This window comes from Caballeronia cordobensis (assembly GCF_001544575.2).
GTDB lineage: Bacteria > Pseudomonadota > Gammaproteobacteria > Burkholderiales > Burkholderiaceae > Caballeronia > Caballeronia cordobensis.
Genome location: NZ_FCNY02000015.1, coordinates 116,628 through 142,164 on the forward strand (window position 1 = coordinate 116,628; position 25,537 = coordinate 142,164).

23 protein-coding genes are annotated in these 25,537 nt (G+C 62.5%); 15 read left to right on the forward strand and 8 right to left on the reverse strand.

Going from position 1 to position 25,537, the window contains the following annotated elements:
* Positions 1-39 precede the first annotated feature (39 nt).
* Positions 40-642 (forward strand): helix-turn-helix domain-containing protein, encoded by a 603-nt coding sequence (locus AWB70_RS26350; RefSeq protein ID WP_053569708.1) that lies wholly within the window; start codon positions 40-42, stop codon positions 640-642.
* 117 nt (positions 643-759) lie between these two features.
* On the opposite strand, the gene AWB70_RS26355 is transcribed toward AWB70_RS26350, so the two are convergent.
* A complete protein-coding gene (locus AWB70_RS26355) occupies positions 760-948 on the reverse strand; it encodes a CsbD family protein (protein ID WP_014251556.1) in 189 nt (62 codons plus the stop codon).
* A gap of 266 nt (positions 949-1,214) precedes the next feature.
* Here AWB70_RS26355 and AWB70_RS26360 point away from each other — a divergent pair, with 266 nt between their 5' ends.
* Positions 1,215-1,571, forward strand: a complete 357-nt coding sequence (locus AWB70_RS26360) for a DUF2471 family protein (protein WP_014251555.1) — start codon at positions 1,215-1,217, stop codon at positions 1,569-1,571.
* 69 nt (positions 1,572-1,640) lie between these two features.
* Here AWB70_RS26360 and AWB70_RS26365 read toward each other — a convergent pair whose 3' ends face one another.
* Positions 1,641-3,077: a DUF2252 domain-containing protein gene (locus AWB70_RS26365; protein WP_053569707.1), complete on the reverse strand. Its 1,437-nt coding sequence runs from the start codon at positions 3,075-3,077 to the stop codon at positions 1,641-1,643.
* A 186-nt stretch (positions 3,078-3,263) separates the two neighbouring features.
* On the opposite strand from AWB70_RS26365, the gene AWB70_RS26370 reads away from it, so the two are divergent.
* Positions 3,264-4,304 (forward strand): tyrosine-type recombinase/integrase, encoded by a 1,041-nt coding sequence (locus AWB70_RS26370; protein WP_053569706.1) that lies wholly within the window; start codon positions 3,264-3,266, stop codon positions 4,302-4,304.
* 15 nt (positions 4,305-4,319) lie between these two features.
* Here the strand turns inward: AWB70_RS26370 and AWB70_RS26375 are convergent, their stop codons facing one another.
* On the reverse strand, positions 4,320-5,519 hold the full coding sequence (locus AWB70_RS26375; RefSeq protein WP_053569705.1) for a DNA-binding protein: 1,200 nt from the start codon (positions 5,517-5,519) through the stop codon (positions 4,320-4,322).
* Between the two features lie 1,729 nt (positions 5,520-7,248).
* On the opposite strand from AWB70_RS26375, the gene AWB70_RS26380 reads away from it, so the two are divergent.
* A complete protein-coding gene (locus AWB70_RS26380) occupies positions 7,249-8,613 on the forward strand; it encodes a replication initiation protein (RefSeq protein ID WP_053569704.1) in 1,365 nt (454 codons plus the stop codon).
* 51 nt (positions 8,614-8,664) lie between these two features.
* Here the strand turns inward: AWB70_RS26380 and AWB70_RS26385 are convergent, their stop codons facing one another.
* Positions 8,665-9,729 (reverse strand): ParB/RepB/Spo0J family partition protein, encoded by a 1,065-nt coding sequence (locus tag AWB70_RS26385; protein ID WP_045452508.1) that lies wholly within the window; start codon positions 9,727-9,729, stop codon positions 8,665-8,667.
* 24 nt (positions 9,730-9,753) lie between these two features.
* Positions 9,754-10,416, reverse strand: a complete 663-nt coding sequence (gene parA / locus AWB70_RS26390) for a ParA family partition ATPase (protein WP_053569703.1) — start codon at positions 10,414-10,416, stop codon at positions 9,754-9,756.
* Between the two features lie 352 nt (positions 10,417-10,768).
* Here parA and AWB70_RS26395 point away from each other — a divergent pair, with 352 nt between their 5' ends.
* The gene (locus AWB70_RS26395) at positions 10,769-13,189 is read left to right on the forward strand and encodes a bifunctional acetate--CoA ligase family protein/GNAT family N-acetyltransferase (RefSeq protein WP_053569702.1); all 2,421 of its coding nucleotides are present in this window, start codon (positions 10,769-10,771) and stop codon (positions 13,187-13,189) included.
* Positions 13,190-13,249: 60 nt separating this feature from the next.
* Here the strand turns inward: AWB70_RS26395 and AWB70_RS26400 are convergent, their stop codons facing one another.
* Both AWB70_RS26400 and AWB70_RS26405 read right to left on the reverse strand, forming a co-directional pair.
* Positions 13,250-13,795, reverse strand: coding sequence for a hypothetical protein (locus AWB70_RS26400; RefSeq protein WP_053569701.1), 546 nt, complete (start codon positions 13,793-13,795; stop codon positions 13,250-13,252).
* A 94-nt stretch (positions 13,796-13,889) separates the two neighbouring features.
* Positions 13,890-14,666 (reverse strand): IclR family transcriptional regulator, encoded by a 777-nt coding sequence (locus tag AWB70_RS26405; protein ID WP_053569700.1) that lies wholly within the window; start codon positions 14,664-14,666, stop codon positions 13,890-13,892.
* Between the two features lie 237 nt (positions 14,667-14,903).
* On the opposite strand from AWB70_RS26405, the gene AWB70_RS26410 reads away from it, so the two are divergent.
* From AWB70_RS26410 to AWB70_RS26455, 10 genes are all read left to right on the forward strand, one after another.
* Complete coding sequence (locus AWB70_RS26410) at positions 14,904-15,905, forward strand: sugar ABC transporter substrate-binding protein (protein WP_053569699.1); 1,002 nt, start codon at positions 14,904-14,906, stop codon at positions 15,903-15,905.
* Positions 15,902-17,407, forward strand: coding sequence for a sugar ABC transporter ATP-binding protein (locus tag AWB70_RS26415; RefSeq protein WP_053569698.1), 1,506 nt, complete (start codon positions 15,902-15,904; stop codon positions 17,405-17,407). Before AWB70_RS26410 ends, AWB70_RS26415 begins: the two co-directional genes overlap by 4 nt.
* The gene (locus tag AWB70_RS26420) at positions 17,397-18,419 is read left to right on the forward strand and encodes an ABC transporter permease (RefSeq protein ID WP_053569697.1); all 1,023 of its coding nucleotides are present in this window, start codon (positions 17,397-17,399) and stop codon (positions 18,417-18,419) included. The genes AWB70_RS26415 and AWB70_RS26420 overlap by 11 nt, the downstream gene beginning before the upstream one ends.
* A 9-nt stretch (positions 18,420-18,428) precedes the next feature.
* A complete protein-coding gene (locus AWB70_RS26425; RefSeq protein ID WP_014251542.1) occupies positions 18,429-18,746 on the forward strand; it encodes a UxaA family hydrolase in 318 nt (105 codons plus the stop codon).
* An 8-nt stretch (positions 18,747-18,754) separates the two neighbouring features.
* Complete coding sequence (locus tag AWB70_RS26430; protein WP_053569696.1) at positions 18,755-20,023, forward strand: UxaA family hydrolase; 1,269 nt, start codon at positions 18,755-18,757, stop codon at positions 20,021-20,023.
* A gap of 34 nt (positions 20,024-20,057) precedes the next feature.
* Positions 20,058-21,107 carry an aldo/keto reductase gene (locus AWB70_RS26435; RefSeq protein ID WP_053569695.1) on the forward strand — a complete coding sequence of 350 codons (1,050 nt, stop codon included), beginning with the start codon at positions 20,058-20,060 and terminating at the stop codon, positions 21,105-21,107.
* Positions 21,104-21,961, forward strand: coding sequence for an amidohydrolase family protein (locus tag AWB70_RS26440; RefSeq protein ID WP_053569694.1), 858 nt, complete (start codon positions 21,104-21,106; stop codon positions 21,959-21,961). The genes AWB70_RS26435 and AWB70_RS26440 overlap by 4 nt, the downstream gene beginning before the upstream one ends.
* A 51-nt stretch (positions 21,962-22,012) precedes the next feature.
* Complete coding sequence (locus AWB70_RS26445; protein WP_053569693.1) at positions 22,013-22,756, forward strand: SDR family oxidoreductase; 744 nt, start codon at positions 22,013-22,015, stop codon at positions 22,754-22,756.
* A gap of 39 nt (positions 22,757-22,795) precedes the next feature.
* The gene (locus AWB70_RS26450; protein ID WP_014251537.1) at positions 22,796-23,644 is read left to right on the forward strand and encodes an ureidoglycolate lyase; all 849 of its coding nucleotides are present in this window, start codon (positions 22,796-22,798) and stop codon (positions 23,642-23,644) included.
* A gap of 192 nt (positions 23,645-23,836) precedes the next feature.
* Positions 23,837-25,075, forward strand: a complete 1,239-nt coding sequence (locus AWB70_RS26455; protein ID WP_053569692.1) for an MFS transporter — start codon at positions 23,837-23,839, stop codon at positions 25,073-25,075.
* 20 nt (positions 25,076-25,095) lie between these two features.
* On the opposite strand, the gene AWB70_RS26460 is transcribed toward AWB70_RS26455, so the two are convergent.
* A complete protein-coding gene (locus tag AWB70_RS26460) occupies positions 25,096-25,536 on the reverse strand; it encodes a PaaI family thioesterase (RefSeq protein ID WP_045455378.1) in 441 nt (146 codons plus the stop codon).
* Position 25,537: the final 1 nt, after the last annotated feature.

Here is a 25,537-nt window from a genome sequence, read left to right on the forward strand (position 1 = left end):
TTTCCAATATGCCGAACACTCTAAGGGATTAGTCGAGTCATGGCAAGCACGGGTTCACAGGAAAAAGCAGGCGAATTCAGCGGGGGCGGTGCGGCGCCGCCGCGCGTCGGGGAAATCATTCAGCGATTGCGCAGCGAACGGAAACTTACGCTCGATGATTTGTCACGGGCCGCGGGGGTGTCGAAATCGATGCTGTCGGAAATCGAACGCGACAAAGCCAATCCGACGATCGCGGTCGCCTGGAGATTGACCAACGCGCTCGGTATCAGCCTCGATCAGCTCTTCACGCAGCAGAGGCCGGCTGAAGCGATACGCGTCGCCGGTCCGCACGAGATACCGACGTTGAGCGGCGACAACGGCGGTTATCAGTTGCGCGTATGGGGCCCGATAGAACTCGCCGGCAAGTTCGAGTGGTACGAACTCACATTACAGTCGGGTGCGGCGCTCGCGTCGAATGCGCATGAGCCGGGCACGCGCGAGCATCTCACGGTGTTGAACGGGTCCATCGAAGTGGAAACCTCGGGCACGACGCGTCGGCTCAAAAGTGGAGAGACCGCGCGATACGCGGCAGACGAAGCGCACGCGATCCGCAATGTGGGGCGCGCTGAGGCGAAGGCGCTGCTGGTGGTGATCCACGGCTGACTTTATGCGCATCAAGTTCTGGCATGGGCACCGCCGGCCCAAAGAAAAACGGGACACGCAAAGAGCGTATCCCGTCTCAAATGCGACGCCTAAACTCCTGCGCCGCCGTGCCCGTCCTTACGGGTTCTTCTTGATGCTGTCCTTCAGATCTTCTTTCGCATCGCCGACGCCCTTCTGGACTTTGCCCGCCGCCTGCTGCATATCACCCTTGGCTTCCTGAGCCTTGTCGCCCGTCATCTTGCCGACGCCTTCGTTGATCTTGCCCTTGACCTGCTTGCCAACGCCTTCGACTTGATCCTTGTTCATTGCAGTTCTCCCGTGGTTTGCAGTGCGATCGGCCGCGCTGTGCCGTCGAACGAATGCAGAAAAGCGTCTGCGCGTTCCGCTCAGGAGATGTCCCAAGCATGGCTCTAAGATGCGCTTCGTTCGCCAACGCGCATAGTCGTACGCGTCTGAAACGCACGTAGGCGGAATCGCACATACACCCAGGTCGACTAGCGAGACGCTATTTTCATTGCAACAAGTACTGTATATTTGTACAGTACAATAAGACCAGTTGGAAGGGGTGGATCATGGAGTCGAATGGCGAAAATCTGAGCAAGAGGCAATTTGCCCGTGCTGTGCGCGACCTCGAACGCATCACGCGCCAGATCGCGGGACGTTACATCGACAAAGGCGTGCCGTTGACCTGGCGGCTGCTGCACGCAATCGAAGCGGAGGCCGTGGCCGACCTCGGCTTTGCCGGACGGCATGAAGCGACATTGCGCGAACTGTTCGCGCGTCCCGACGACTTTCATTTCCCTGAAACCGACGACGTAGTCGACGTCGCGTCCTCCGACGCCTTGCCCGCCGTATTCGCCTTCGCCGTGGACGCCTACGAGCGCGCCGCGCGACACGGTCGACCGCAACTCGCCATCGCCGCGCACTGACGCGCATCCCGGGCACGCGGGCAAATCCGCGTGCCGAGCCCAGGTCATTTCATCTCGCAACGGACATCGTCAGGGCGCGAAATCGGCAGACATGTCGGCGTCGGACCGCGCTTCGAGCCTGCCATCCCGGCATGCGGCACGAAACACCTCGTAGTCCTTTTCCACCTGCTCCGCGTAGTTGCGTCCGTAGCGCACGAGCACTTCCGCCATGCGATCGCTGTTGCCGAGATAGCCCGAAATCTCCGGCGCGCGTCCGCCCGATTTAGCGTGCGCGCGGGCGAGCGCCCAGCCGCACATCGCGGCATATTCGCGAAAAACGTCATCGGTGAAGGTCTCGAATTCGGCGGAGATTTTCATGTCGCGCAACTGGCGGATGTACAGCGAGCGTCCGAGCGGGCCCGTCGCCCAGCCAAGAAACGGGTCGGTCGCCGCCTGCATCAGGCGCTGTCCGTGAACGACGCGATGACCGTCGTGTTCGGGATTGATAGTGTCGTTGTCTTTATCCTTGGCGTGCTTCGCGTATCGCGCGACCACCGATGTCGACGCCTCCTTCATCTGCAGGAAGAGCGGCTGGTCGTGGGCATCGGTGAGCAGCAAAACGAGGCAGCGCGTGCCGACGCTGCCTACACCGACCACCTTGAAAGCGACGTCCTGCAAAGTGAACTGCGATAAGAGCCGTGCGCGCTCGGGCGTCAGCGTCTCGACATACTGCCGCACGAGCGCCGCAAAAATCTCCTCACGGCTGCCTTTGAGCTTCATCCATTCGTCGTTCTTGTCGATCAGCGTGCTTTTGCCGCGAACGTGAAACACAGCGGGCGGTGCATCGCGGATACGCCACGTGCCGCCCGTTCGATCAGCCACCTTCGGCAGCATCGTCTCGTGGGTGCGGCGCGAGGCGCGCTCGATGCCGCGCTTGATGCGCCGCCGCGCGTCATCGCTCTGCACGGCGGCGTACATGCGATCGAACGTGATGCGCTCGTACCAGAGATCGAGCACGCTCATTTCAGCGTACTCGCGCATATGCATCTGATAGCTGCGCGCGGCGAGAAAAGCGAAGTCGTCGGCCGCAAGATCGCCGTGACCAAGTTGACGCCCGGCGATCGTGAAACTCGCGACCAGGCGCTTCACGTCCCATTCCCAAGGGCCATGCGCGGTTTCGTCGAAGTCGTTGAGATCGAAGATCAGCGCGCGCTCCGGCGTCGCGAACCCGCCGAAATTCGACAGATGGCAGTCGCCGCAAATCTGAATTGCGATGCCGCTGTCCGGCGTCGCGGCCAGATCGTGCGCTTGCAGGATCGCGCTGCCGCGATAAAACGTGAACGGCGACACGAGCATGCGGCCATAGCGCAGCGGAACGAGCGCTTCGACGCGCCCTTTGCTGCTCGATCGCAGCAGTTCGATGGGATCGCGGTCGATATCGCCAATCGCCTCGTGCGCGCCCCGTGGTGTGCGCTCGCGTGCGGCGCGTCCGATCGCGCGGCGTTCCTGCCAGGATTGCTGGGCCATCGTTCACTCCAGTATGCGCATGAGCGCGAAGGTGGCAGGAAGCCGCATAGACGACAGTAGTCGACAAACCCTACGCCCAGCAAGACGGTTATCGACACTTCGATGAACACCGTCGCTTGACGTGAGTCGCACGAAGCCCGACCCTGTGCGCAGTGCCATACAGTAGGCGATGCGCCTTCCGACACCATGCCGAACACTTCCGATCTCTTCGACCAACAGCGCGCCGACTGGCAAGCCGATCCGCACGCCGCTTTCGACGCGTGGCTCGCGCAGCAGGCGTTCCGCGCGTCATCGGCCAATGTGTATCGTGCACAGTGGGGCAACTTTCTCGAATGGCTGAGCGCGAAGCGTGCGACGCTGCATACGGTGCAGCGTCCCGTCATCGAGCAGTTCGTCGCGCAACTGGATATCCGGCGCCCGCAGCGCATGCGCTATCTGAGGTTGATCGAGCGCGTGCTGGATCACGTGCGCGAAGTGGAATCGGCGGCGACGAATCCGGCGCGCTTCATCGCTCAGGACGGCAACGCCGCGTGGCGCAAGGCGCGCGACAACGAACCGACCGGCTTTCTGACGCACGACGAACGCGCGCTGCTCGTCGCGCATTTGTTCTCGCCGATCGGCGCGTTACCGGCCGGACAGCGCTGGCGCGAACGGCGCGATCGGGCGTTGGTCGCCGTCTTTCTCGGCGGGGGCGTGAAAACGGGCGAAGCGGCCCAGTTGGCGATCGATTGCTACGCGCCGGGCGCACCGTACATCACGGTGGATGCATCGAATCCGTTGCTGATCCGGCAGGCGCGGCTCGCGCCGTTCGCCGTCGAGTTGCTCGAGAACTGGATCAGCGAACGCAAGACGGCCGGTATCGCTGGCGAACTGCTGTTTCCAGCCGCGCCTTCGGGTCGCTCCATGCACAAGGCGACGATGCTGCGCGCGATCGATGCGGTCGTGGCGGCGTCGGGCATGGCCGCGTCGCGTGTTGCGCGCGCGAGCCCGCAGACCTTGCGCAACACGTACGCCGCGGAACTGTTCGAAGACGGAACGGACCCCGATCGCGTCGGGCAATGGCTCGGTTTCCAGCAGACGATCTCGGTTCACCGTCTGCATCGCGCATGGCAGGACTGGATGGGTGAGCAAATACGGGAGCGGGAACTTGCGCAAGCGCGCGCCGGTGCGGCTGCAGATGCCGGCTCGCCGAGCCCGATCGACGGTCCCGAAAACACTCACCTTTGATGCGCTGCGATCCGATCAAAGGGCGTCGGCACGCGCGGATCGATTGAACCCGTCGACAGCCGCGAGCTTCGACGACACCGCGCCCGAGGTTCGCTCGCAATTCGGGCAGGACAGTTCATACTCGTCTTCGTGACGCTGCAACTCGGGTTCTGCGAGTTCGCAGGCAGGGCAAACGGCGGGCGCGGCGACATGCGCATCGAGCTGCGTCCCCAGAGCGGCGATTTCGGCGGCGCTCAGGCGTCCCTCTGCGGCCATCGACGCGATCAACGCGCCGACTTCGGCGCTCGCGCCGGACTGCACCCGTTGCGCATCACGTTCGCGGATGAGTGCATCGATCTCGTCCGACTGCTCCCGAACTTGCGATTCGAGCCGGTCAGCGCGACTTCTTGCTGCGCTAAGTTGTTGAATGAAATCGAATTCTTTCTGACTCGCGTCGCGAGCGCCCGCCTGATAGGTAGCGGCCATGCCGCGCAGAGAATCGAGCTCCACCAGCATCGGCCGTACGCGCCGCTCGGCTTCCTTGACGGCATCCTTGATCTGCTGGGCGTAGTGTTCCGTGTTCTGACGCAAATCGCTCTGCAGCTCATCGACACGGTCGCGAAGCCGCGCCGTCGAAGCCTGTTCTTCGCGAAGGCGCACGGACAGCGCCTCGCTTTCCTTTTCCCAGCGTTCGATGACCTCGCGCAGGCCCGCGTGAGCCTCCGATCCCTGATCGCGCAGCGCCTTCAGCTCCGCTTCGAGTGCCGCGATCCGGGCCGCGCCGGCTTCGGCACGCGCCTCTGCGCGTTGATGAGCCTGCTCGATAGCCTCGCGACGAATATCGGCCTCGTGGATCTGGGCCTGCGCCGATGCGAGCGTGGCGTCAAGACGGGTTTTGTCGTCGGTTAGGGAAGCGCGCGCCTGGCGTTGTGCCTCGTTGTATAGCTCACCCAATAGTTCGCCGGCGCGCTCTTGCAATGACGCCGGGATGGCACCCGTGTCGATTCGCTGGCGCAACGATGAACGTAAGCCGGCCCAGAATGCTTCGATGTCTTTGGGAATGTCGCTCGCGCTGCCTGTTTGCGTGAATTCGCGGACGATCGTTACCGAAGGGCGGATGCCCAAATCGAAGAAAAGGCGCTTACATGTGTGCTGCGAAAGCTCTTGCCGCCGTGCGCCGGCGGACCGCATTGCGTCGAGTTCTTGGCGCAAGGCATCGCGAATATCATGTTCCATGCTGAGGCTGCGGCAGTTTTAACGTGACAATCATAACGTTTTACGTGTCGTACGTTACGAATAACATCGGGCTAGCTCGTCGGACATTTCCATGACCGCATTTGACGCGTCTAGAAGCCATTTGCTTACACGCCGAAGGGATTTCCGTGAAACATCCTTAGCTTGCCTTAGCAAACGCTTGATTTCGCTAAGATTTTATTCTGATTCGAGCTAAATGCGCGTGTTTCACGAGCTCGCTGTTTGATGGTGTCTTATCGGAGGACACATCGTCAGTTGAGAGTATTAGAAGTAAACACCCTTGAATCCCTTTAAAAACAGTTAACGCCAGGCGGAAGCCTTGTCCCACAAGGGTTTGCGGGATGCTAGGTGAGATTGTCCGGGATCTATGGTGAAGCTCTCCGGGAGACATCGGTGATGAGCTTCGGGGTGCTTGGTGAGGATTCGCGGGAAGCATCGTGAGCGGATTCGGGGACAGTCCGTAACGCTCAGGTGAGCGTTTTCGGGACGTCTGTTTGCTGATCGCGTTGACTGATGGGGATGGACCGGACCGCCTCTGGCTCTTGAAGGTGAGATCATTCGGGATCACAGCGAAAGGGTCTTTTAGCAAACATTTTCGGTTGTTTTTACCGATCGGTGAGACTCTCCGGGGCAGAATCGGTCCGTAGGGTGAGGCTTTTCGGGCGCTGTGAGAGTGATTTTCCGAAAGCGATGTCTTCCGCACGGCCAAAGGTGAGCTTTTTCGGGTCGCCATAGCCGTCGACGGACGTTTGGTGTCGGCCAGTTCGGCGCTTCGCCCCGGATTTATTGCCCGTCTTAACCCTGAGGTGAGGTTTTTCGGGACCAAAAGAGTGCCATTTTCTCGTTCCGCCGAATCGAACGAGTTATGGAAAGGTGAGCTTCTTCAGGAACATCGTCTGCGAGCAGATCACGCGGCGCCAAATGTCCGAAAGTACCTCGCCACAAAATCCTCGATAAAACAGTCAGTTAGTCAGTCTTTACTCTCGGCGCCTCCGCCATCGGTGAGTAAATTCGGGAGCAGCCAATAAGCGCGGGCGCCGGGCCCTGGAGTCGCACGGTGAGCATTTACGGGAACCCGCTTACTCCGAACGGCGCTAAGAAAGCGAGATAAGTGCCTGATAGACTGATACTTCCCCGCAGCAACGCGGAAAGGTGAGCATTTGCGGGAGGTGTGGGTAAGGCGTATCAGGGCCGAAAAGTAGCGCTGAAAGCCGTACCGGTGAGGTTTTACGGGAATAGCATGCCTCATGAAGGCTTGAGTTCAGGCGGCACGCAGCTTGACTGAACAGCCTCGATGGCCCGAAAGGTGAGGCTTTTCGGGGAGTCGCGCATGTCTCCAACGTGCGAGTGATTCGTTCAATCGCTGAAAGGGCAGCGGTGGCGTCTCAACGCGACTAGGCTGGGCTCGCTATCGCGTTGTCTCTCATGTGCAACACGCCACGCCGTAGGCCAAAAAAATTTTGCGGTGAGGGTTTTCGGGACGCTCTCAAAGCGTCGTGGAAAGCACAAAAACATCCCGCAATCCGTTTACCCGCGCGGATACTGCAAATATGAGATGGCCTCGATCGGTGAGCGGTGAGGGTTTACGGGAGCGCACCGCAGTGAGCCCGTGCGATGAGTTCCATATCACCGCACGACGGTGAAGACACCCCTATAGACGAGCTTCACCCCAATCGGTATCCTTCGTCGCAATATCGATCCCGACCATCGCATGGCCACCAAGCGCGCAAAGAAAACCGACGTTGTCAGCCCGAGCTCGGCGGAATTGCGCAAGGCGGTCGAGGCCATCGCGATTCAGCCCAAAAGCGGCAAAATCACGCTGCTGACCCGAAAGCTCTTCAATGTGCTGCTCGCGGTCGCTCAGCAAGCCGATGAATCCGGTGACACGTACCGTGCGCTGCTTTCGGACATCGTCGCGAATTCGGCGTTCGACTCGAACGATACTGCGCTTGTCAAAGAACATCTCCGCCGTATGGTGTCGGTGCAGGTCGAGTGGAGTACGGGCACATCGAGTCAGAAGCCAGGCCGCAAGTGGGGTATTTCGACGTTGATCGCCGATGCGGAAATTCTGGAAGACCCGACGACCCGCCGGGTATGGGTCGAATTTTCCTTCGCGCCGAAAATCAAAAAGAAGCTGCTCGACCCGGTCCAATACGCGCGTCTGAGCCTGCAGTTTCAGAGCCAGTTGCGCAGCAGCGCGGGCCTTGCGCTCTACGAAATCTGCGTTCGCTATCTCACCAATCCCAGTCATCTGACGATGCGCGAAACCTGGGAATGGTGGCGGCCAATCCTTTCCGGCACGCCCGACACCGAAGCCGGCGACGAAGCCAAGCGCGAATACAAATACTTCAAGCGTGATTATCTGCGTCCCGCGATCGCCGAAGTGAACGCGGTGACGAACATTTTCGTCGAGCTGGTGGAGCATCGCGAGGGAAGGCGCGTCGCGGAGATCCAGTTCCGCGTGACCGAGCGCAAGCAGCCGATGCTCGCGCTCGACGAGCATCCGAACGTGTTCGACAGCACGCTCGTCGATCGGATGGTCAAGATCGGCATTCCCCTCAAGGACGCTCAGACGCTGTATGCGGACAGCGAAGAGAACCGCATTCGCGCAGCGTTGCAAATGACTGAGCAACGGATGCGGAGCACGTCCTTACCGCCGGTCCGAAGCGCCGCGGCGCTTTTCAAGGACGCGCTCAAGAAGGGCTATGCGCCGCCGGTGGAAGCGTTGCCGCCTGCGACAACGGGCGCGCCGGCACGTGCGCCGGGCGCTACCGCCGCAGCGGCTGACGATCTCAAGGCTCGCTTGCTGAGCGAATTTTCCGCCTATCGTCGCAAGGAAGCGCGCGTGCTGTACGACGAGCAAGGTGAGGAAGAACGGGAGATCGCACGTCAGTCGTTCGAGGATGACGTGCTCCCGGGGCTGGGCACGCACATGCGCGACGATTGGCGCAAGCGCGGCCTGGATTCGAAGCTCGCCGAAACGTCGTTCTTCGACTGGCTTGCTCGAAAGACGTGGGGCGAGCCCACGGACGGCGACTTGCTGGCATTCACATTGAATCAGTCGCGCGCGGGTTGATGCCGCAGACGTCGTGACCACCGCAAGAAAGCACGGTGGTCGCCGATCACTTCACTTCTTCGACTCGACAGGCTGAAGCATCGACTCGATCTGATGCAGTAGTTCGTCACGCTTTTCGCGCGACAAGCCGCGCAAGCGCAGTTCGAGACGGTCCTCGCCATACGATTTGAGGTCGCCGACCGCGACGCCGTCGAGTTTGATCTCGAGGCGCTGCGCATAGCGCTGGCGACTCGGCGTCTTCGGAGTGTCCTGCGCGCTTGCGCGTCCCTTGACGATGTCGGCGACCTGGCGCGTGCTGAGATCGTCCGACGTGATCTTGTTGATGAGACGCAGCGTGGAGTCGCTGCCGCGAGCGGCGTGGTATCGGGCGATCTGATAGGCCATGTTCGAGCCGAAGCGGTCCGGACGCGCGACCATCTCATGCATGACGTTCTCAGGCAGCTTGGCGATGGACAACGCCACGGCGATCGTCGATTCGTCGAGGCCCAGGTGATCCGCGAGTTCACGTTGACTCTGAAAGTGCTGCTCGTCGAGGAAGCGGCGCCAGACCACGGCATTGTCGAATACGGTCTGCGAGTCGCGCTGAACGTTCAGATCGTAACCTAGCTTGTAGCTTTGAATACCAATAGGCAGGTCGACGACCACCGCCTTGACGGTTTCCTTGTTCGCCTCTTTCAGCGCTCGGACGCGACGCCCCCCGTCACTGACGAAGAACGTTCCCGGATTCTCGTAGTCGGGAATGACGTGAATGGCCTGCTGCTGGCCTTGCTTTGCCAGATTGACGGCCAGTTCCGCAATCGACGACTTCAGATAGAAATGGCGCGGGTTGAACGGGCTGGTCTTGATCGATTTCAGTGGAAGCTCGATCACTTGCCCCGCTGCATAGCGATTCGCGCGTCGCCACGCCCGATATTCGTCGGACTCGAGATCGGTCGCGCTATCGTTTTGCTCGTCGGCGACAAATGCGCTCGACCGGCCGTTCGCCGCGATCTGTCCCACGTGCTGAAGATCCACGATGCCATCGATCGCGTTGAGACGATCGAGTGCCGTGCGCTTTTCGCTGCTCGTCGAATCGGGGCGGGCCTTGAAGCCCTTTGCAAACTGGGACGGTTTCATTCAGGGTCCTTTATGCGCATAAAGTCAGGAGAGGATGTCGAGGATTTCGCCAGCCACGGCGCGGATCTCCGTCGCAGCGAGGCGCGACCCGCGATCACTCATCTGCAGTACGGTCTGCCCGAGCGCCATCGCCTGCTTGTAGCACTCGCGTGTGGGAATCTGCGTTTTAAGCAAAGGAAAGCCAAGCTCCTCAAGCGCGACCTTGAGTTCACGCGTGAGCATGCGCTTCTCTTCGGTCTTGTTCAGAAGGAAGACGGCGCGCAAGTCTTCGTTCATCACCTGCGCTTGCTGAACGAGCTTGACCAAGCCGACACTCGACCAATAGTCCGCCGGTGACGATGAAGTCGGAATCACTGCGATACTTGCCGCGAGCAATACGACGCCCGATACCTTCTCGGTAATCGACGGCGGGCAATCGACCACGATGAACTCATAGTCGTTGACGAACTTCTTGATCTCGCGATGGATCTGCCCGCCCGCTTCAGAAAGATTGACGACGGGAAAAGGAATTCCGCTAGCGCCATCCGATCCAGCGCTCGACCAATGGATCAACGTGTTCTGTCCATCCGCGTCGACGACGAGCACGCGCTTCTTTTTTTCGTGAAGGGCCGCACCGAGATGCATTGCGATCGTGCTTTTGCCGACGCCGCCCTTTTGCTGCGTGATCGCTATGATTTCCGCCGCCACGTTTTACTCCGAAATTAAAGTTTGTTGAATTCTACATTGGCATTTCTATTTTTCCAGTGAAAATAACAACAAATCACGCGCGTTAGCCATTCGGCCTAGTTTTATGCGCATAAAGTCGGTGCGTCGCACGAGTTTTCGATTAGACCCAGTTCGACGGACGTGGCCCGTGCGACTTTATGCGCATAAAGTCAGCGGCGATTTCGCTAGCAGAAAGGCCCCCGTTGAAAACCCGATTTGCAACAGCGCGCGCCCTTTGCCCGATGCCACGAACCTTTGCCGTTGACGTCATCACCTGCAAAACAAAATCGCCTATGCTAAGCGCTGTCTAATCGCCGCCTGTGCCGGAGCCGTCATGACCGTTCGCAACCTGGACATTCTGTTCGCCCCGAAATCGATTGCGGTCGTCGGCGCCTCATCGCGCGCAGGGAGCATCGGCGAGATGGTGTGGGCGCGTGCTTCATGCGCCGGCTTCGAAGGATCGCTTTGGCCCGTCAATCCAAAATACGCGTCGCTGGGCGGCGAGAAGGTTTATGCCGATATCGATGACCTGCCCGATGCACCTAACATCGCGGTGCTCTGCACGCGACCGCATACGTGGCCGGATCTCGTCGAACGATTGGGTCGCCGTGGGACGAAGGCCGTCGTGATCGTCGGCGAGGCGACGCAGCGCGGTGGACTATCTGCATCGCGACAGGACGATCCGCAAGGCGCGGATGAATGGACCGCTCGCACACTTGCCGCCGCCCGCCCTTTCCTCGTGCGCGTTGTCGGCCCTGCTAGTCTTGGCATAGTGACGCCCGCCATCGGTGCATGCCCCGGCGCGCCCGCGTGCAACGTCAAATCGGGCGGCGTCGCTTGGGTATCCGGATCGAATGCTTTGACGAACGGCGTGCTCGGCTGGGCGCGTGCACGTGGGCTCGGCTTTTCGCGAATCGTCGCCCTCGGCGATGAAGCCGATGTCGATTCCGGCGACATCCTCGATTTTCTCGCCAGCGATGCGTCGACGCGCGCAATCCTGCTAGCAATCGAAACCGTGCGATCGGCGCGCAAGTTCATGTCCGCCGCGCGGGCTGCTGCGCGGAACAAGCCGGTGCTCGTGCTTCGAACCGGTCGCGACGATCCGTTCGATCGACTCTACGGCGCCGCTTTCCGTCGCGCCGGCCTCGTGCGCGTCGATTCACTCGACGACTTGCTCGACGAAATCGAAACGCTCGGCATCGGTCGCGTCGCAGCGAGCGATGTCGCGACTGTCGTCACGAGCGATCGCGGCGTCGCAGCACTCGCGCAGGATGCGTTCGGCGCAGCGGGCGATGACCTAGCGCAATGGCCCACCGCGGCGCGCGATGCAATTGCGTCCGCGCTGCCCCGCGCGCGTGCGGGAAACCCGCTTCTGCTCGGCGATGCGGCCACGCCCGCCGATTTCGGCGCAGCGCTCGAAGCACTAGCGTCCCACCGCGAGACCGGAACCGTGTTCGTCGTACATGCGCCGACTCACAGTGCGCCCGTCGCTGACGTTGCGCGAACCTTGATTGCCGAGCGGCGCCATGCCTACCGAGGATTGCTGGCGTGCTTCTTCGGCTGCGTCGATGCCGCGACGCGCGATGAACTGCACGCGAACGGCATTCCCGTGCATACGACACCGCATCGGCTCGCACGCGGATTCGCGCGTCTCGTCGATTTTCGGCAAGGGCGCGAGTTATTAATGCAAACACCCGACGGTCTTCCCGCCGACATACCCGAAGACATCGATGCCGCGCAACGCGACATTCGAGATGCGCTCGAAAACGGCGTTACGGAATTGAACCGTGAACGTGCGGCGCGTGTGCTTGCCCGCTTCGGCATCACGGTGAAGCCAGGACCGCCGGACTCGCTGACAAGCGATGCCGTCGAGATTCAGACTCGCCTGCTCAACCATCGCGTATTCGGTCCGGTGTTCGAGTTCAAAGCCGAAGGCGCGCTCGGGCTCGCCGACGCCCTTCACGAGTTCGCTTTGCCGCCGCTTAATCCGACGCTGGCGCGCGATCTCGTCATGCGGTCGCCGCGCTCACGCGAATTGCCCGCCGACTCGCTGCTCAATTCGCTGACGGCGCTGTCGCAACTCGTTTGTTATATCGAAGAAATCGTTGCCTTGCGCCTCATCCTGCGCGTGACTCGCGACTCGGTTGCCGTTCACGAACCGCAACTTACGCTCGGCGCGCATCGCAAGCCTCTCGCGATCGTGCCGTATCCGCGCTGCCTCGAAGAGACGCTCGACTGGCACGGCATGCGCATCACCGTGCGTCCGATTCGTCCCGAAGACGAAGAAGCGCATGCGGCGTTCGTTGCGGCGAATACCGCCGAGGACTTGCGTCTTCGCTTCTTCGGCGCAGTGCGCAGCTTCGATCATTCTCAACTCGCGCGCATGACGCAGATCGACTACGACCGCGAGATGGCGCTGATCGTGACGCGGGCGAACGGCGACGGCATGAACGAAACGCTGGGTGTAGCCCGCGCGATTGCCGATCCCGACAATGAGACCGCCGAATTCGCCGTGGCCGCGCGTTCGGATATGAAGGGAAAAGGATTGGGAGCACTTCTGCTATCGCGCATCATCGAATACGCGACGAAGCGCGGCACGCGCTGGATGATTGGCGAAGCGCTGCGTGAGAACGCCGGCATGATCGCGCTGGCGCGCAGCAAGGGTTTCGAGCTGACGAAGACCGAAGACCCGGGCGTCGTCGGCTTCAGATTGCGACTGTGCGAGACGCCGTCGCCTTCGACTTTACGCGCATAAAGTCACAGGCGGCGGAGCCGTCCGGCTTTATGCGCATAAAGCCCCGGCGAACCCCTCGCGTCACGCTGCCAGCTTACCCATCGCTTCATCGACGTGAGCACGCGACAACGCAAGCTCGTCGAGCAACGCTTCGGTGTACGTAGCGCCCGTCTCCTTCTCGAGCCTCGCAATGGTCAACGCGCAGCGCGACGTGTCCTTCAACGTCGCGATGAACGGCTTCACCGATTGCCCCGATGTGAACGCTTCGAACAGCGGCACACGAATCTCATCGGGCAGCGCACGCGAAGTCCATTGATAGGGCTTTCCGTTGTGCGTCAGTTGCGGCGGCAGCGTGCGTTCTTTCTTCGCTGCGGGAATCAAGCCAAAGGTACGCGCCGCGTCGCCGATCTGCTCGGCCGAAAAAAGTTCGTCCGGCGTGATATCGAACTGCGCGATATAGGCTTCGATTGCCTGCATCGCAGCCGCGCGATCGTCGCGCTTTTTTTGCGCGTGCGCGACGATCTCGCGCAGTTCATCGGCTTCGTCGGACGTGATCGTGAAGTTCGCCTGCTTTTGCTGAAGTTCGCTGAAGCGGAGGAATTCGGAATCGGAAAGGAGTTTCGCCATCGGAGAATGCGTCGGATTGAATGCGGCAACGCGGGATTACGGCGCGCCGCCATTTTGAGAGGGCCGCCATTCTAACGCGCGCAACGCACGGCGGTCAGTCGTGCATCATCGAAAGCGACGCGGCGGCGTCCTTCAGCAGCGCAGTGACGTCGTCGATGGACGGCGCAACGTATTCATCGATGCGGCGCATGTAAGGACAGGTGAGGGCGGCGATCGCCTGCCCCGACGGTCCGAGCAGCGGAAACGTCACGTCCGTCACGCCGAAGGTCTGCTGACTGTCTTTCTTCGAATAGCCGATTTCGCAGATCTGCCGGTAGTCGGCATCCAGCACCGCGCGATCGAGCGCAAGTTCGCCTTTGACCTTCGTATGCTCGGCGAGCATGTGCTCGCGCTGTTCGCCGGTTTGAAAAGCGAGCATCACACGGCCTGAGCCAGTGTCGATCAATCCGACGCGCGAACCGAGCCGCACCGAAATGCCCCAGGTTCCGGGCCCGTCCACTTGAGCGATGACGAGCAGATTGCCGCGATCGTAGACGGCGAGATGCACCGATTGTTCGGCAGCATCGGCGAAACGCTGCATGACGGGCAGCGCCTCGGCAATCAGGCGATTCATCGGCGGATGTCGATGCGCGAGCGCATAGAGCTTGAGGCTCAGCGAATAACGATCGCCCTCCGGCGAACGCACCACATATTGGCGCGCGACGAGCCGCTCCAGCATCCGATACATCTCGCTCGCATTGCGCCCGAGCATTTTCGTGATTTCCGCACGCGTCAGCCCCGATTTCTGCTCGGACAGCAATTCGAGGATATCGAGTCCCTTGTCGAGCGCGGGCGCGCGATAGCGATCGGCATCGTTGTCTTCAACATCCATGTGCAGTCTGGGTCGATTCATGAGTTGGCGCCGAGTTTAAGCCTTTTGTCAGTGAACGCCGATGCCGTCGGCGAAAACCAGGCTAGGGAAATTACCGATCGCCTCGTCGTCGGTCGTTCTTGACTTCGAATTGTGCGTATATGAATAATACGTTCACTGATGAATAGATGCATCGAAAGTTTCCCGCAGCACCCACGTTGCAGTCACGAAGAACAGCACGTATTCAGGAGACACCGCATGAAGTTCACCAAGACGCTCGCCGTCGCCATCGCCACGGTCAGCACGATGGGCCTCGCCAACGCCGCCGATAGCGGCAAAGTCGGCCTGGGTCTGCCGCTGCTGACTTCGCCGTTCTGGCAGTCGTACAACAACTACCTGCCGAAATACGCGAAGGACATGGGCCTCGACATCCTCGCGCCGGTCAATTCGAACGGCGATCCCGCGCAGCAGATCACCGACATGAACAACCTGCTGAACCTGGGCGCGAAGGGCATCGTCGTCGGGCCGCTGGATTCGGCGGCGATCAGCCGCGCGCTCGATGCGTCGTCGGCGAAGAGCGTGCCGGTCGTTGCAGTCGATGTCGCGCCGACGCAGGGCAAGGTCGCGATGGTCGTGCGCGCCGACAACCGCGCGTACGGCACGAAGTCGTGCGAATACATCGGCGCGCATGTGAAGTCGGGCAAGGTCGTTCAGATCATGGGCGATCTGGCGTCGGTGAACGGCCGCGACCGGTCGGAGGCGTTCCGTGAGTGCCTGAAGAAATATCCGTCGCTGAGCCTGCTGGAGATTCCCGCCGCGTGGAAGGGCGACGCCGCCGCGACGGCGCTCGACAGTCTTCTGACCGCGAATCCCGATGTGAAGGCGATCTACATGCAGGCAGGCGGCGTCTATCTGTCGCCGACGCTTCAGACGCTGCGCCGCAAGCAAATGCTCTTCAAGGCGGGCGATCCGAAGCACATCGTGATCGTGAGCAACGACGGCATTCCGCAGGAATATGACGCGATCCGCCGCGGCGAAATCGACGCGACCATTTCCCAGCCCGCCGATCTTTACGCGAAGTACGGCCTCTTCTATATCAAGGCGGCGCTCGCCGGACAGACCTTCAAGCCCGGTCCCACCGATCACGGCAGCACCATCGTTCAGCGCGCGCCCGGCATTCTCGAAGATCAGTTGCCCGCGCCGCTCGTGACGAAGTCCAACGTCGACGACAAGTCCCTCTGGGGCAATACCGTCAAATGAGCGCGCCCGTCGTTGAAGCGCTCGGCCTGACCAAGCGTTACGGCTCGACCGCCGCGCTCGCCGACGTCACGATGCGCGTGCTGCCCGGCGAGTCCCACGCGCTCGTCGGGCGCAACGGCGCGGGTAAATCGACGCTCGTGTCGATGCTCACCGGCCTGCGCAAACCCGACGCCGGCGAGATCCGGTTTGGCGGCCAGCCCGCGCCGCCGCTCGCGGACCGCGATGCGTGGCGCGAGCGCGTCGCGTGCGTCTACCAGCATTCGACGATCATCCGCGAGTTGTCGGTGGCCGAGAACCTCTTCATCAACCGGCAACATCGGCGCGGCGGCGTGATCGACTGGCGCGCGATGCGCCGCGACGCCCGCGCGCTGCTCGATCACTGGAAGATTGACGTGCGCGAGGACGCACGCGCCGGCGATCTGACCGTCGAGGCACGGCAACTCGTCGAGATCGCGCGGGCGCTGTCGTACGGCGCGCGTTTCATCATTCTCGACGAACCGACTGCACAGCTGGACGGCGAAGAGATCAAGCGTCTCTTCAGGCGTATCGAAGAGTTGCAGACAGAAGGCGTCACTTTTCTGTTCATTTCCCATCACTTGCAGGAAGTGTACGAAATCTGTCAGGCAGTGACCGTCCTGCGCGATGCGCGTCATATCGTCAGCGCGCCGGTCTCGGTTTTGCCGCGCGACAAGCTGATCGAAGCGATGACGGGCGAGCAGGGCGGTCTCGCCGTCGCCGATGCCGCCGCGCGTGCGCCTTTGCCCGCCGATGCGGCGATCGCGCTGTCCGTGTCCGACCTTTGCGGCGACGACTACGCCAGAGTCGGCTTCCAGGTGCGGCGCGGCGAAGTCATCGGCCTCACGGGCGCGACAACGAGCGGCCGCACGAGCGTGGCGGAAGCGATCGCCGGTTTGAAGGCGCAGAAGAGTGGCGCAATCCGCGTCGATGGCCGCACGCTGCCGCCCGGCGATGTGCCCGCCGCGCTCGCGAACGGCGTCGGTTGTGTGCCGAAGGACCGTCATCGCGAGGGTCTGGTGCTGTCGCAATCCGTCGCGGAAAACGCCTCGATGACCATCGCCCGCACGCTCGGCCGTTTCGGAATCGCCACGCCCGCGAAGAAAAACGCCTTCGGACGCCGCATGATCGCCGCGCTCGGCATCAAGACACCTGGACCCGACCACGAAGTGTCAGGCCTGTCGGGCGGCAATCAGCAGAAGGTCGTGATGGCCCGCGCGCTCGCCACCGATCCGAACGTGCTCGTGCTCATCGATCCGACCGCGGGCGTCGACGTGAAATCGAAGGAAGCGCTGCTCGGCGTCGTCGAACGCGTGCGCGAGGAAGGCAAGGCGGTGCTCGTCGTGTCCGGCGAGCTCGACGACCTGCGCACCTGCGACCGCGTGCTCGTCATGTTCCGAGGCGCGATCGCCGCCGAATTCCCTGCCGGATGGCAGGACCATGAACTCATCGCATCCGTCGAAGGAGTGAGTCTCCATGAAGCATGACGTTTCCAGTCCCGCGATGGCCGGCGTGCCGATGCAAAGGCAGCGCCCGCGCATCGAGCTCGCGCGCTTTCGCGATCTCGCGCTCGTGCCCGCGCTTGCGTTGCTGCTTGCGATCGGCGCGTTCGTCAGTCCGAGCTTTCTGACGCAGGCCAACCTCATCAGCATTCTCGGCGCGTCGGCGGCGCTCGCGCTCGTCGTGCTCGCCGAATCGCTGATCGTGCTGACGGGCAAATTCGACTTGTCGCTCGAATCGACGGTCGGCATCGCGCCCGCCGTCGGCGCGATGCTCGTGATGCCCGCGGCCTCATCGGGCTTCGGACTCGAATGGCCCGCGGTGGCCGGGCTTGCGGCGATCGTCGTCGTGGGCGCGCTGGTCGGTTTCGTCAACGGCTTTCTGGTCGTGCGGCTGCGGCTGAACGCGTTCATCGTCACGCTCGCCATGCTGATCGTGCTGCGCGGCATGCTCGTCGGCGCGACCAAAGGCGGCACGCTGTTCGACATGCCGCCGTCCTTCTTCACGCTCGCAACGACGCTCGTGCTCGGCCTGCCGCTCTCGGTCTGGCTCGCGGCGGTGGCGTTCGCGGTCGCGGCGCTCATGCTGCGCTATCACCGCCTCGGCCGCGCGCTCTATGCGATCGGCGGCAATCCGGAAGCGGCGCGCGCGGCGGGCATTCGCGTCGAACGCATCACATGGGGCGTGTTCGTGCTGGGCAGCGTGCTCGCGTCGATCGGCGGCTTGATCGTCACGGGCTACGTCGGCGCAATCAACGCGAATCAGGGCAACGGCATGATCTTCACGGTGTTCGCCGCGGCGGTCATCGGCGGCATTTCGCTCGACGGCGGCAAGGGCACGATGCTCGGCGCACTGTCAGGCGTTTTGCTGTTGGGCGTCGTGCAAAACCTGCTGACACTTGCGCAAGTTCCGTCGTTCTGGATTCAGGCGATCTATGGCGCGATCATCCTCGGCTCGTTGATGGTGGCGCGGCTCGCGGGTGGCGAAGCGCAAAACTGAGAGACACACATGCAAGGAAACACCGATCCGCGCCTCATTCTGCTGAGCCCGGAAGACAACTGCCTGATCGCCGCCGCGCGTTTGCCGGCGGGCGAAACGCTGATGATCGAAGGCGCGCCGGTCACGCTCGCGACGACCATCGAACTTGCGCACAAGATCGCGCGGCGCGCGTTGTCGAAGGACGACAAGGTGCTGCGCTACGGCGCGATCATCGGTCACGTCAATGTCGATGTGGCGTGCGGGGAGCATCTGCATACGCACAATCTGGACAGCGACTACATTCCCACTTACACGCACGACGCCGGACACGCCTACGTGCAGCACTGAACACTTCCATGAACACTTCCGTACTGCAAGGCTATCTCCGCGCGGATGGCCGCAAAGGAATCCGCAATGTCGTCGCGGTGGCGTATCTCGTCGAATGCGCGCATCACGTTGCGCGCGAGATCGTCGCGCAGTTTCGTCCTTCGTTCGACGATTTCGATGCCGCCGCGCACGATGACGCACCGCCCGTGCATCTGATCGGCTTTCCGGGTTGCTATCCGAACAGTTACGCGGAAAAGATGCTGGAGCGCATCTGCACGCATCCGAATGTCGGCGCGGTGCTGTTCGTGTCGCTCGGCTGCGAAAGCATGAACAAGCACTATCTCGCCGATGTCGTGCGCGCGAGCGGCCGCCCCGCCGCCGTGCTGACGATTCAGGAGAAAGGCGGCACGCGCAGCACGATCCAGAACGGGCTCGACTGGGTGCGCGAGGCGCGCGCGACGCTCGCCGCGCAACCCAAAGTGCCGATGGCGCTCGATGAACTGATCGTCGGCACGATCTGCGGCGGCTCCGACGGCACGAGCGGCATCACGGCGAATCCGGCGGTGGGCCGCGCCTTCGATGCGTTCATCGATGCGGGCGCGTCGTGCATCTTCGAGGAAACGGGCGAGCTCGTCGGCTGCGAGTTCCATATGAAGCGGCGCGCGGCGCGGCCCGAACTCGGCGACGCGATCGTCGAATGCGTGCAAAAAGCCGCGCGCTATTACACGACGATGGGCCACGGCTCGTTCTCGGTCGGCAACGCGGACGGCGGGCTGACGACGCAGGAAGAGAAATCGCTCGGCGCGTACTCGAAGAGCGGGGCATCGCCGATTGTCGGCATCATCAAGCCGGGCGACGTGCCGCCGACCGGCGGGCTTTATCTGCTCGATGTCGTTCCGGACGGCGAACCGCGCTTCGGCTTTCCGAACATCAGCGACAACGCGGAGATCGGCGAGCTGATCGCGTGCGGCTGTCACGTGATCCTGTTCACGACCGGGCGCGGCTCGGTGGTCGGCTCGGCGATCTCGCCGGTCATCAAGGTCTGCGCGAATCCGAACACCTATCGCAACCTGTCCGGCGACATGGACGTCGACGCCGGCCGCATCCTCGAAGGCCGCGCGACGCTCGACGAAGTGGGCCGCGAGATCGTCGACGTCACGCTCGCGGTGGCGGCGGGCGCGGCGTCGAAATCCGAGTCGCTCGGGCATCAGGAATTCATCCTGACTTACAAAACCTTCGAGCCGGTCGGCCCGGCGTGTTTGCCGGTCAGCGCACGACGCGTTACTGTGGCGGCTTGAGTTTCGCCATCTAAAAATCATTCGAGGTTTGCAGATGACCACAGGAACGCAGCAGGCAGTTTCCCGCCGGCGCACGGTGGGCCGCACGGCGCTGGAGGTCACGGCGCTCTCGCTCGGCACCGCGCCGCTCGGCGGGCTGTATCACGAACTGACGGAAGACGAGGCGCGCGCGACCGTCGATGCCGCGTGGCAGGCCGGCATCCGCTTTTTCGATACCGCGCCGCATTACGGCCACACGAAGGCGGAACATCGTCTCGGCGATGCGATGCGGCACCATCCGCGCGGCGACTTCGTGCTCTCGACCAAAGTGGGCCGGCGCTTCGTTCCGCGCACGACGCCCTACGACGGCAGCGAAGGCTGGGCGGCGCCGCTGCCGTTCCAGGCGATCTACGACTACAGCTACGACGGCATTCTGCGTTCTTTCGAGGACAGCCAGATGCGGCTCGGCATGATCGATATCGATATCGTGCTGATTCACGATATCGGCCGCGTCACGCACGGCGACGCGAACTCGCATTACTGGAAGCAACTGGTCGATGAAGGCGGATTTCGCGCACTCGAAGAGTTGAAGCAATCGCGCGGCGTGAAAGCGGTCGGCCTCGGCGTGAACGAAGGCGCAGCGGTGCAGGAGGCGATGGCGGAATTCGATATCGACTGCGCGCTGCTCGCGGGCCGCTACACGCTGCTCGAACAAAATACCCTCGACGATCTATTGCCCGAATGCGAGAAGCGCGGCGTGAGCATCTTGCTCGGCGGCGCGTTCAACTCGGGCATTCTCGCGCGCGGTCTCGATACGAACGCGCACGGCGACCTCAAGTTCAATTACGGCGACGCGCCGAAAGAGATCGTCGAACGCGTCGGCAAGCTGGAGCGCGTGTGCCGCGAACATGGCGTCGCGCTTTCGACGGCGGCTATCCAGTTTCCTTATGCGCATAAAGTCGTGGCCACGGTGCTGATGGGCGCGCGCACGCCCGGCGAAGTGCGCGAGAACGCGGCATCGTTCGCGACGCCGGTTCCGTCCGCTTTGTGGGACGCGTTGCGCGCCGAGGGCCTGCTTCATGCGAGCGCGCCGGTGCCGCGATGAACACGCAAACGCAGACGCAAACACACATCGATGCGCACCAGCACTACTGGGACCCGGCACGCGGCGATTATGGCTGGCTCACGCCGGAGATGAAGCCGCTGTATCGCGTTTTCGACCCGGACGATCTCGCACCGCTGCGCAAGGCAACAGGCATAGCACGCACAGTCGTCGTGCAAGCCGCGCCGACCGTCGATGAAACGCGTTACTTGCTCGATCTCGCCCGCGCCGACGATTCGATCGCGGGCGTCGTCGGCTGGGTGCCGCTCGATTCGATCGATGCGGCATCGATCATCGACGAATTCGCCCGCGAGCCGAAGTTCAAGGCCGTGCGCCCGATGCTGCAGGATTTGCCCGACGATGCGTGGATCGAACACGCCCCGCGCGCGGATGCCGTCGAACGGCTGATCGATCTCGATCTCGCCTTCGACGCATTGATTTTCGCGCGGCATGTTCCGTCGATCGTGACGTTCGCGGGGCGCTATCCGAAGCTCAGGATCGTCGTCGATCATGGCGCGAAACCGCCGATCCGCGATGGCGCCGAAGGCTGGCAACCCTGGGCCGACGGCATCGCGCAACTCGCCGCATTACCGCAAAATCTTCGCTGCAAACTTTCCGGCCTGGCGACGGAATCGAAGGAAAACTGGCGCGACGAAACCTTAAGACCTTACGTCGCGCATCTTCTCGAACATTTCGGACCGCAACGTCTGATGTGGGGCAGCGACTGGCCGGTGTTGAACCTGAACGGAAACTACCGCGACTGGCACGCCACCGTCCAAAACCTCACGTCGCATCTCGAAAAAGCCGATCAGGACGCGATTTTCGGCGGAAACGCCCGCGCGTTCTATCGTATTTGATCGGCTGCTATACCCGGCATGTCTCAAAAACACATTCGACTGGAGCAGTAGATGGTACAAAGACTGGCAGGCAAGACGGCGCTCATCACGGCGGCGGGACAAGGCATCGGCCTCGCGACGGCCGAGCTTTTCGCGAAGGAGGGCGCGCGCGTCATCGCAACCGACATTCGCACGGAATCGCTCGAAGGCAAGCCTTTCGAGGTGAAGCGGCTCGACGTGCGCGACGCGCAGGCGATCAACGCGCTCGCCGACGAAATCGGCCCGATCGACGTGCTGTTCAACTGCGCGGGCTTCGTGCACGCCGGCTCGATTCTCGAGGCGAGCGAGGACGACTGGGATTTCGCCTTCGACCTGAACGCAAAGGCGATGTACCGGACGATCCGCGCGTTTCTGCCGAAAATGCTGGAGAAGGGCGGCGGCTCGATCATCAACATGTCGTCGGCGGCGTCGAGCGTGAAGGGCGTGGCGAACCGCTTCGTATATGGCGCGTCGAAGGCGGCCGTGATCGGTCTCACCAAGTCCGTCGCCGCGGATTTCGTCACGCGCGGCGTGCGTTGCAACGCGATCTGCCCCGGCACGGTGGAATCGCCGTCGCTCAAGGACCGCATCGCCGAGCAGGCGAAAGCGCAGGGCGCGAGCGTGGAGCAGATTCAGGCCGCGTTCGTTGCGCGTCAGCCGATGGGCCGCGTCGGCCGCGCCGAGGAAATCGCCGCGCTGGCGCTTTATCTCGGCTCGGACGAATCGTCGTTCACGACGGGCCAGATTCATATAATCGATGGCGGCTGGTCCAACTGACCGATCGCTCAATCTTTTCGAAACAGGAGATCAAATCAGATGAAGCTGCTTCGTTACGGCCCCAAGGGTCAGGAAAAACCGGGTCTGCTCGACGCCGAGGGCCAGATTCGCGACCTGTCGAAGGTCGTGGATGACATCGCCGGCGCGACGCTGACCGAAGCGGGCCTGGCGAAACTGCGCGGTGTGGATGTTGCGACGCTGCCCGTGGTCGATGGCAATCCGCGCATCGGGCCGTGTGTCGGGCGCGTCGGCAAGATGGTGTGCATCGGGCTGAACTACGCGGACCACGCGGCGGAATCGAATCTGCCCGTGCCGACCGAGCCGGTCATCTTCAACAAATGGACGAGCGCGATCTGCGGTCCGAACGACAACGTCGAAATTCCGCGCAACTCGGTCAAGACCGACTGGGAAGTCGAATTGGGCGTGGTGATCGGCCGGTCAGCGAAGTACATCGATGAAGCGAACGCACTCGATTACGTCGCGGGCTATTGCGTGATCAACGACGTTTCCGAGCGCGAGTGGCAGCTCGAACACGGCACGCAATGGGACAAGGGCAAGGGCTTCGACACGTTCGGCCCGATCGGTCCCTGGCTCGTCACGAAGGACGAAATCGCCGATCCGCAGAAGCTCGATCTGTGGCTCGAAGTCGACGGCAAGCGCTATCAGAACGGCAACACGAAGACCATGGTCTTCACGGTCGCGCAACTGGTCGCGTATCTGTCGAAGGTGATGAGCCTGCAGCCGGGCGATGTCATTTCGACGGGCACGCCGCCGGGCGTGGGCATGGGCGTGAAGCCGAACGCCGTCTACCTGAAAGCGGGACAGACGGTGCGCCTCGGCATTCAGGGCCTCGGCGAGCAGCAACAGAAGACCGTCGCGGCGCAATAAACCGCGTCATTCCTGCTTCAAAGGCCCGCCGCTGCAAAGCGCGCGGGCTTCTCTATCTCTCTAGCGTTCAGCGCGAAAACTGAACCGCATCACATTGTTCGGCCACACCGGCAACTCTGTTCAAGTCGCGGCGCTTTTTCCGAAGCGCAACGCGGCCTAGAGTGTCAGGCCTGAATCCAGCATCAATTCATCATGCATATCGATACACCAGCAACGCCAGCGTCGTCGGCGGGCATGTCAACGTCCGTGCGGCAGTGGCTTTCGGTCATCGCGGTGGCGGTGAGCGCGTTCGCGTTCGTGACAGCCGAGTTCCTGCCCGTCGGATTACTGCCGCAAATCGCGCACGACCTCGACGTGTCGAACGGCGTCGCGGGCCTCATGGTCACGATTCCGGGCGTCATGGCCGCGATCTTCGCGCCGACGCTCATCGTCAGCGCCGGGCGCATGGACCGTCGATACGTCTTCCTGATGCTGACCGCGGTGCTGCTGATCGCGAACATCGTGTGCGCGATCGCGACGAACCTTCCGGTCATGCTCGTCGGACGCGCCTTGCTCGGCGCCGCGCTGGGCGGCTTCTGGACGCTCGCCACCGCGGCCGCGCCACGACTCGTGCAGGCCAGGGACGCGGCCAAGGCGACCGCCACCATCCTCACCGGCGTGACCTTCGCCACCGTCATCGGCGTGCCGCTCGGGACGTTCATCGCGTCGTTCGCATCATGGCGCGCGTCGTTCGCGGCCACGGCGGGACTGGTCGCGGTGGCGTTCGTCGCACAGGTGCTGCTCGTGCCGTCGCTGCCGTCGGCATCGGCTTTGCGCCTGGCCAGTTTCAGGACGCTGCTCGGCCGGTCTCATACGCGCCTGAGCCTGCTGATGGTCGCGCTCGTCTTCGGCGCGCATTTCTCGACGTACACCTACATCGCACCGTTGCTCGAACAGGACTTTTCGCTGAGCGCGATCACCTTCCTGCTCTTCGGGTTCGGCCTCATCGGCTTCTTCTCCAACGCGCTGATGTCGATGATCGTCTCGGACCATCTCAAGAAATCCGTCGCCGCGATGGTCCTGCTGCTGCTCGCGGCCCTGTCGTCGATGCTGCTGCTCGAACATTCGGGCATCGGCGAAACGGCCGGAATGCTGCTGTGGGGCGTCGCGTTCGGCGCGCTGCCGCTGTGCTTCAGCGTCTGGATTCAGCGCGGGACGGCGGATGCGCCGGAAGCCGGCTCCGCCATGTTCGTGAGCATCATTCAGGTGGCGATCGCCGCCGGCTCGGCGGTGGGCGGCACGATCGTCGATCGCGCGGGCGTGCGCGCGGACTTCATGCTCGGACTCGCGCTCGCCCTGCTGGGCCTCGTGACATTGCAACGGCTCGCGGCCCTGGAGCGCGCCGTCAAGGTACGTTCATTCGACCGGACCTGCGACGCGTCGATCGAATGACGCATCGGCCGTGATGGCGCTCAGGCGTGATAAACCGGCTCCGCGGCCGCGCTGTCGACGATCCGCGTGATCGTGCCCTGCGCGACCGCGACGAGCCGCTCGGCGCCGCCGTCGGTGACGAATACATCGCACTGGCAGGTGGCCTGCGTGAGGCCCGCATGGACGACGCGCGCCCGCGCCATCAGCGTGCCGGAGACGGCCGGACGCAGATAGTTGATCTTGTATTCCCCGGTGACGACCTTCGGCCCGAGCCGCAGCGCGCCCGCGAAAGTCAGCGCGTTGTCCACGAGATAGCTCACCACCCCGCCGTGCACGAAACCGTGTTGCTGCCTCAGCTCGTCCCTGATCGGCAGGCACAGCGTGAGACTTGCTGAATCGACCTGCATCAGTTTGGTTCCAAGCAAGGCGCTGAACGGTTGCGCATTCAGCGCACCGCGCGCGATATCGACGATTTCGGCCATT

Excerpts from the sequence above, each read along its gene's own strand:
- AWB70_RS26350 (WP_053569708.1), top strand. The coding sequence starts at position 40 with ATGGCAAGCACGGGTTCACAGGAAAAAGCAGGCGAATTCAGCGGGGGC.
- AWB70_RS26355 (WP_014251556.1), bottom strand. The coding sequence starts at position 948 with ATGAACAAGGATCAAGTCGAAGGCGTTGGCAAGCAGGTCAAGGGCAAG.
- AWB70_RS26360 (WP_014251555.1), top strand. The coding sequence starts at position 1,215 with ATGGAGTCGAATGGCGAAAATCTGAGCAAGAGGCAATTTGCCCGTGCT.
- AWB70_RS26365 (WP_053569707.1), bottom strand. The coding sequence starts at position 3,077 with ATGGCCCAGCAATCCTGGCAGGAACGCCGCGCGATCGGACGCGCCGCA.
- AWB70_RS26370 (WP_053569706.1), top strand. The coding sequence starts at position 3,264 with ATGCCGAACACTTCCGATCTCTTCGACCAACAGCGCGCCGACTGGCAA.
- AWB70_RS26375 (WP_053569705.1), bottom strand. The coding sequence starts at position 5,519 with ATGGAACATGATATTCGCGATGCCTTGCGCCAAGAACTCGACGCAATG.
- AWB70_RS26380 (WP_053569704.1), top strand. The coding sequence starts at position 7,249 with ATGGCCACCAAGCGCGCAAAGAAAACCGACGTTGTCAGCCCGAGCTCG.
- AWB70_RS26385 (WP_045452508.1), bottom strand. The coding sequence starts at position 9,729 with ATGAAACCGTCCCAGTTTGCAAAGGGCTTCAAGGCCCGCCCCGATTCG.
- AWB70_RS26395 (WP_053569702.1), top strand. The coding sequence starts at position 10,769 with ATGACCGTTCGCAACCTGGACATTCTGTTCGCCCCGAAATCGATTGCG.
- AWB70_RS26400 (WP_053569701.1), bottom strand. The coding sequence starts at position 13,795 with ATGGCGAAACTCCTTTCCGATTCCGAATTCCTCCGCTTCAGCGAACTT.
- AWB70_RS26405 (WP_053569700.1), bottom strand. The coding sequence starts at position 14,666 with ATGGATGTTGAAGACAACGATGCCGATCGCTATCGCGCGCCCGCGCTC.
- AWB70_RS26410 (WP_053569699.1), top strand. The coding sequence starts at position 14,904 with ATGAAGTTCACCAAGACGCTCGCCGTCGCCATCGCCACGGTCAGCACG.
- AWB70_RS26415 (WP_053569698.1), top strand. The coding sequence starts at position 15,902 with ATGAGCGCGCCCGTCGTTGAAGCGCTCGGCCTGACCAAGCGTTACGGC.
- AWB70_RS26420 (WP_053569697.1), top strand. The coding sequence starts at position 17,397 with ATGAAGCATGACGTTTCCAGTCCCGCGATGGCCGGCGTGCCGATGCAA.
- AWB70_RS26425 (WP_014251542.1), top strand. The coding sequence starts at position 18,429 with ATGCAAGGAAACACCGATCCGCGCCTCATTCTGCTGAGCCCGGAAGAC.
- AWB70_RS26430 (WP_053569696.1), top strand. The coding sequence starts at position 18,755 with ATGAACACTTCCGTACTGCAAGGCTATCTCCGCGCGGATGGCCGCAAA.
- AWB70_RS26435 (WP_053569695.1), top strand. The coding sequence starts at position 20,058 with ATGACCACAGGAACGCAGCAGGCAGTTTCCCGCCGGCGCACGGTGGGC.
- AWB70_RS26440 (WP_053569694.1), top strand. The coding sequence starts at position 21,104 with ATGAACACGCAAACGCAGACGCAAACACACATCGATGCGCACCAGCAC.
- AWB70_RS26445 (WP_053569693.1), top strand. The coding sequence starts at position 22,013 with ATGGTACAAAGACTGGCAGGCAAGACGGCGCTCATCACGGCGGCGGGA.
- AWB70_RS26450 (WP_014251537.1), top strand. The coding sequence starts at position 22,796 with ATGAAGCTGCTTCGTTACGGCCCCAAGGGTCAGGAAAAACCGGGTCTG.
- AWB70_RS26455 (WP_053569692.1), top strand. The coding sequence starts at position 23,837 with ATGCATATCGATACACCAGCAACGCCAGCGTCGTCGGCGGGCATGTCA.
- AWB70_RS26460 (WP_045455378.1), bottom strand. The coding sequence starts at position 25,536 with ATGGCCGAAATCGTCGATATCGCGCGCGGTGCGCTGAATGCGCAACCG.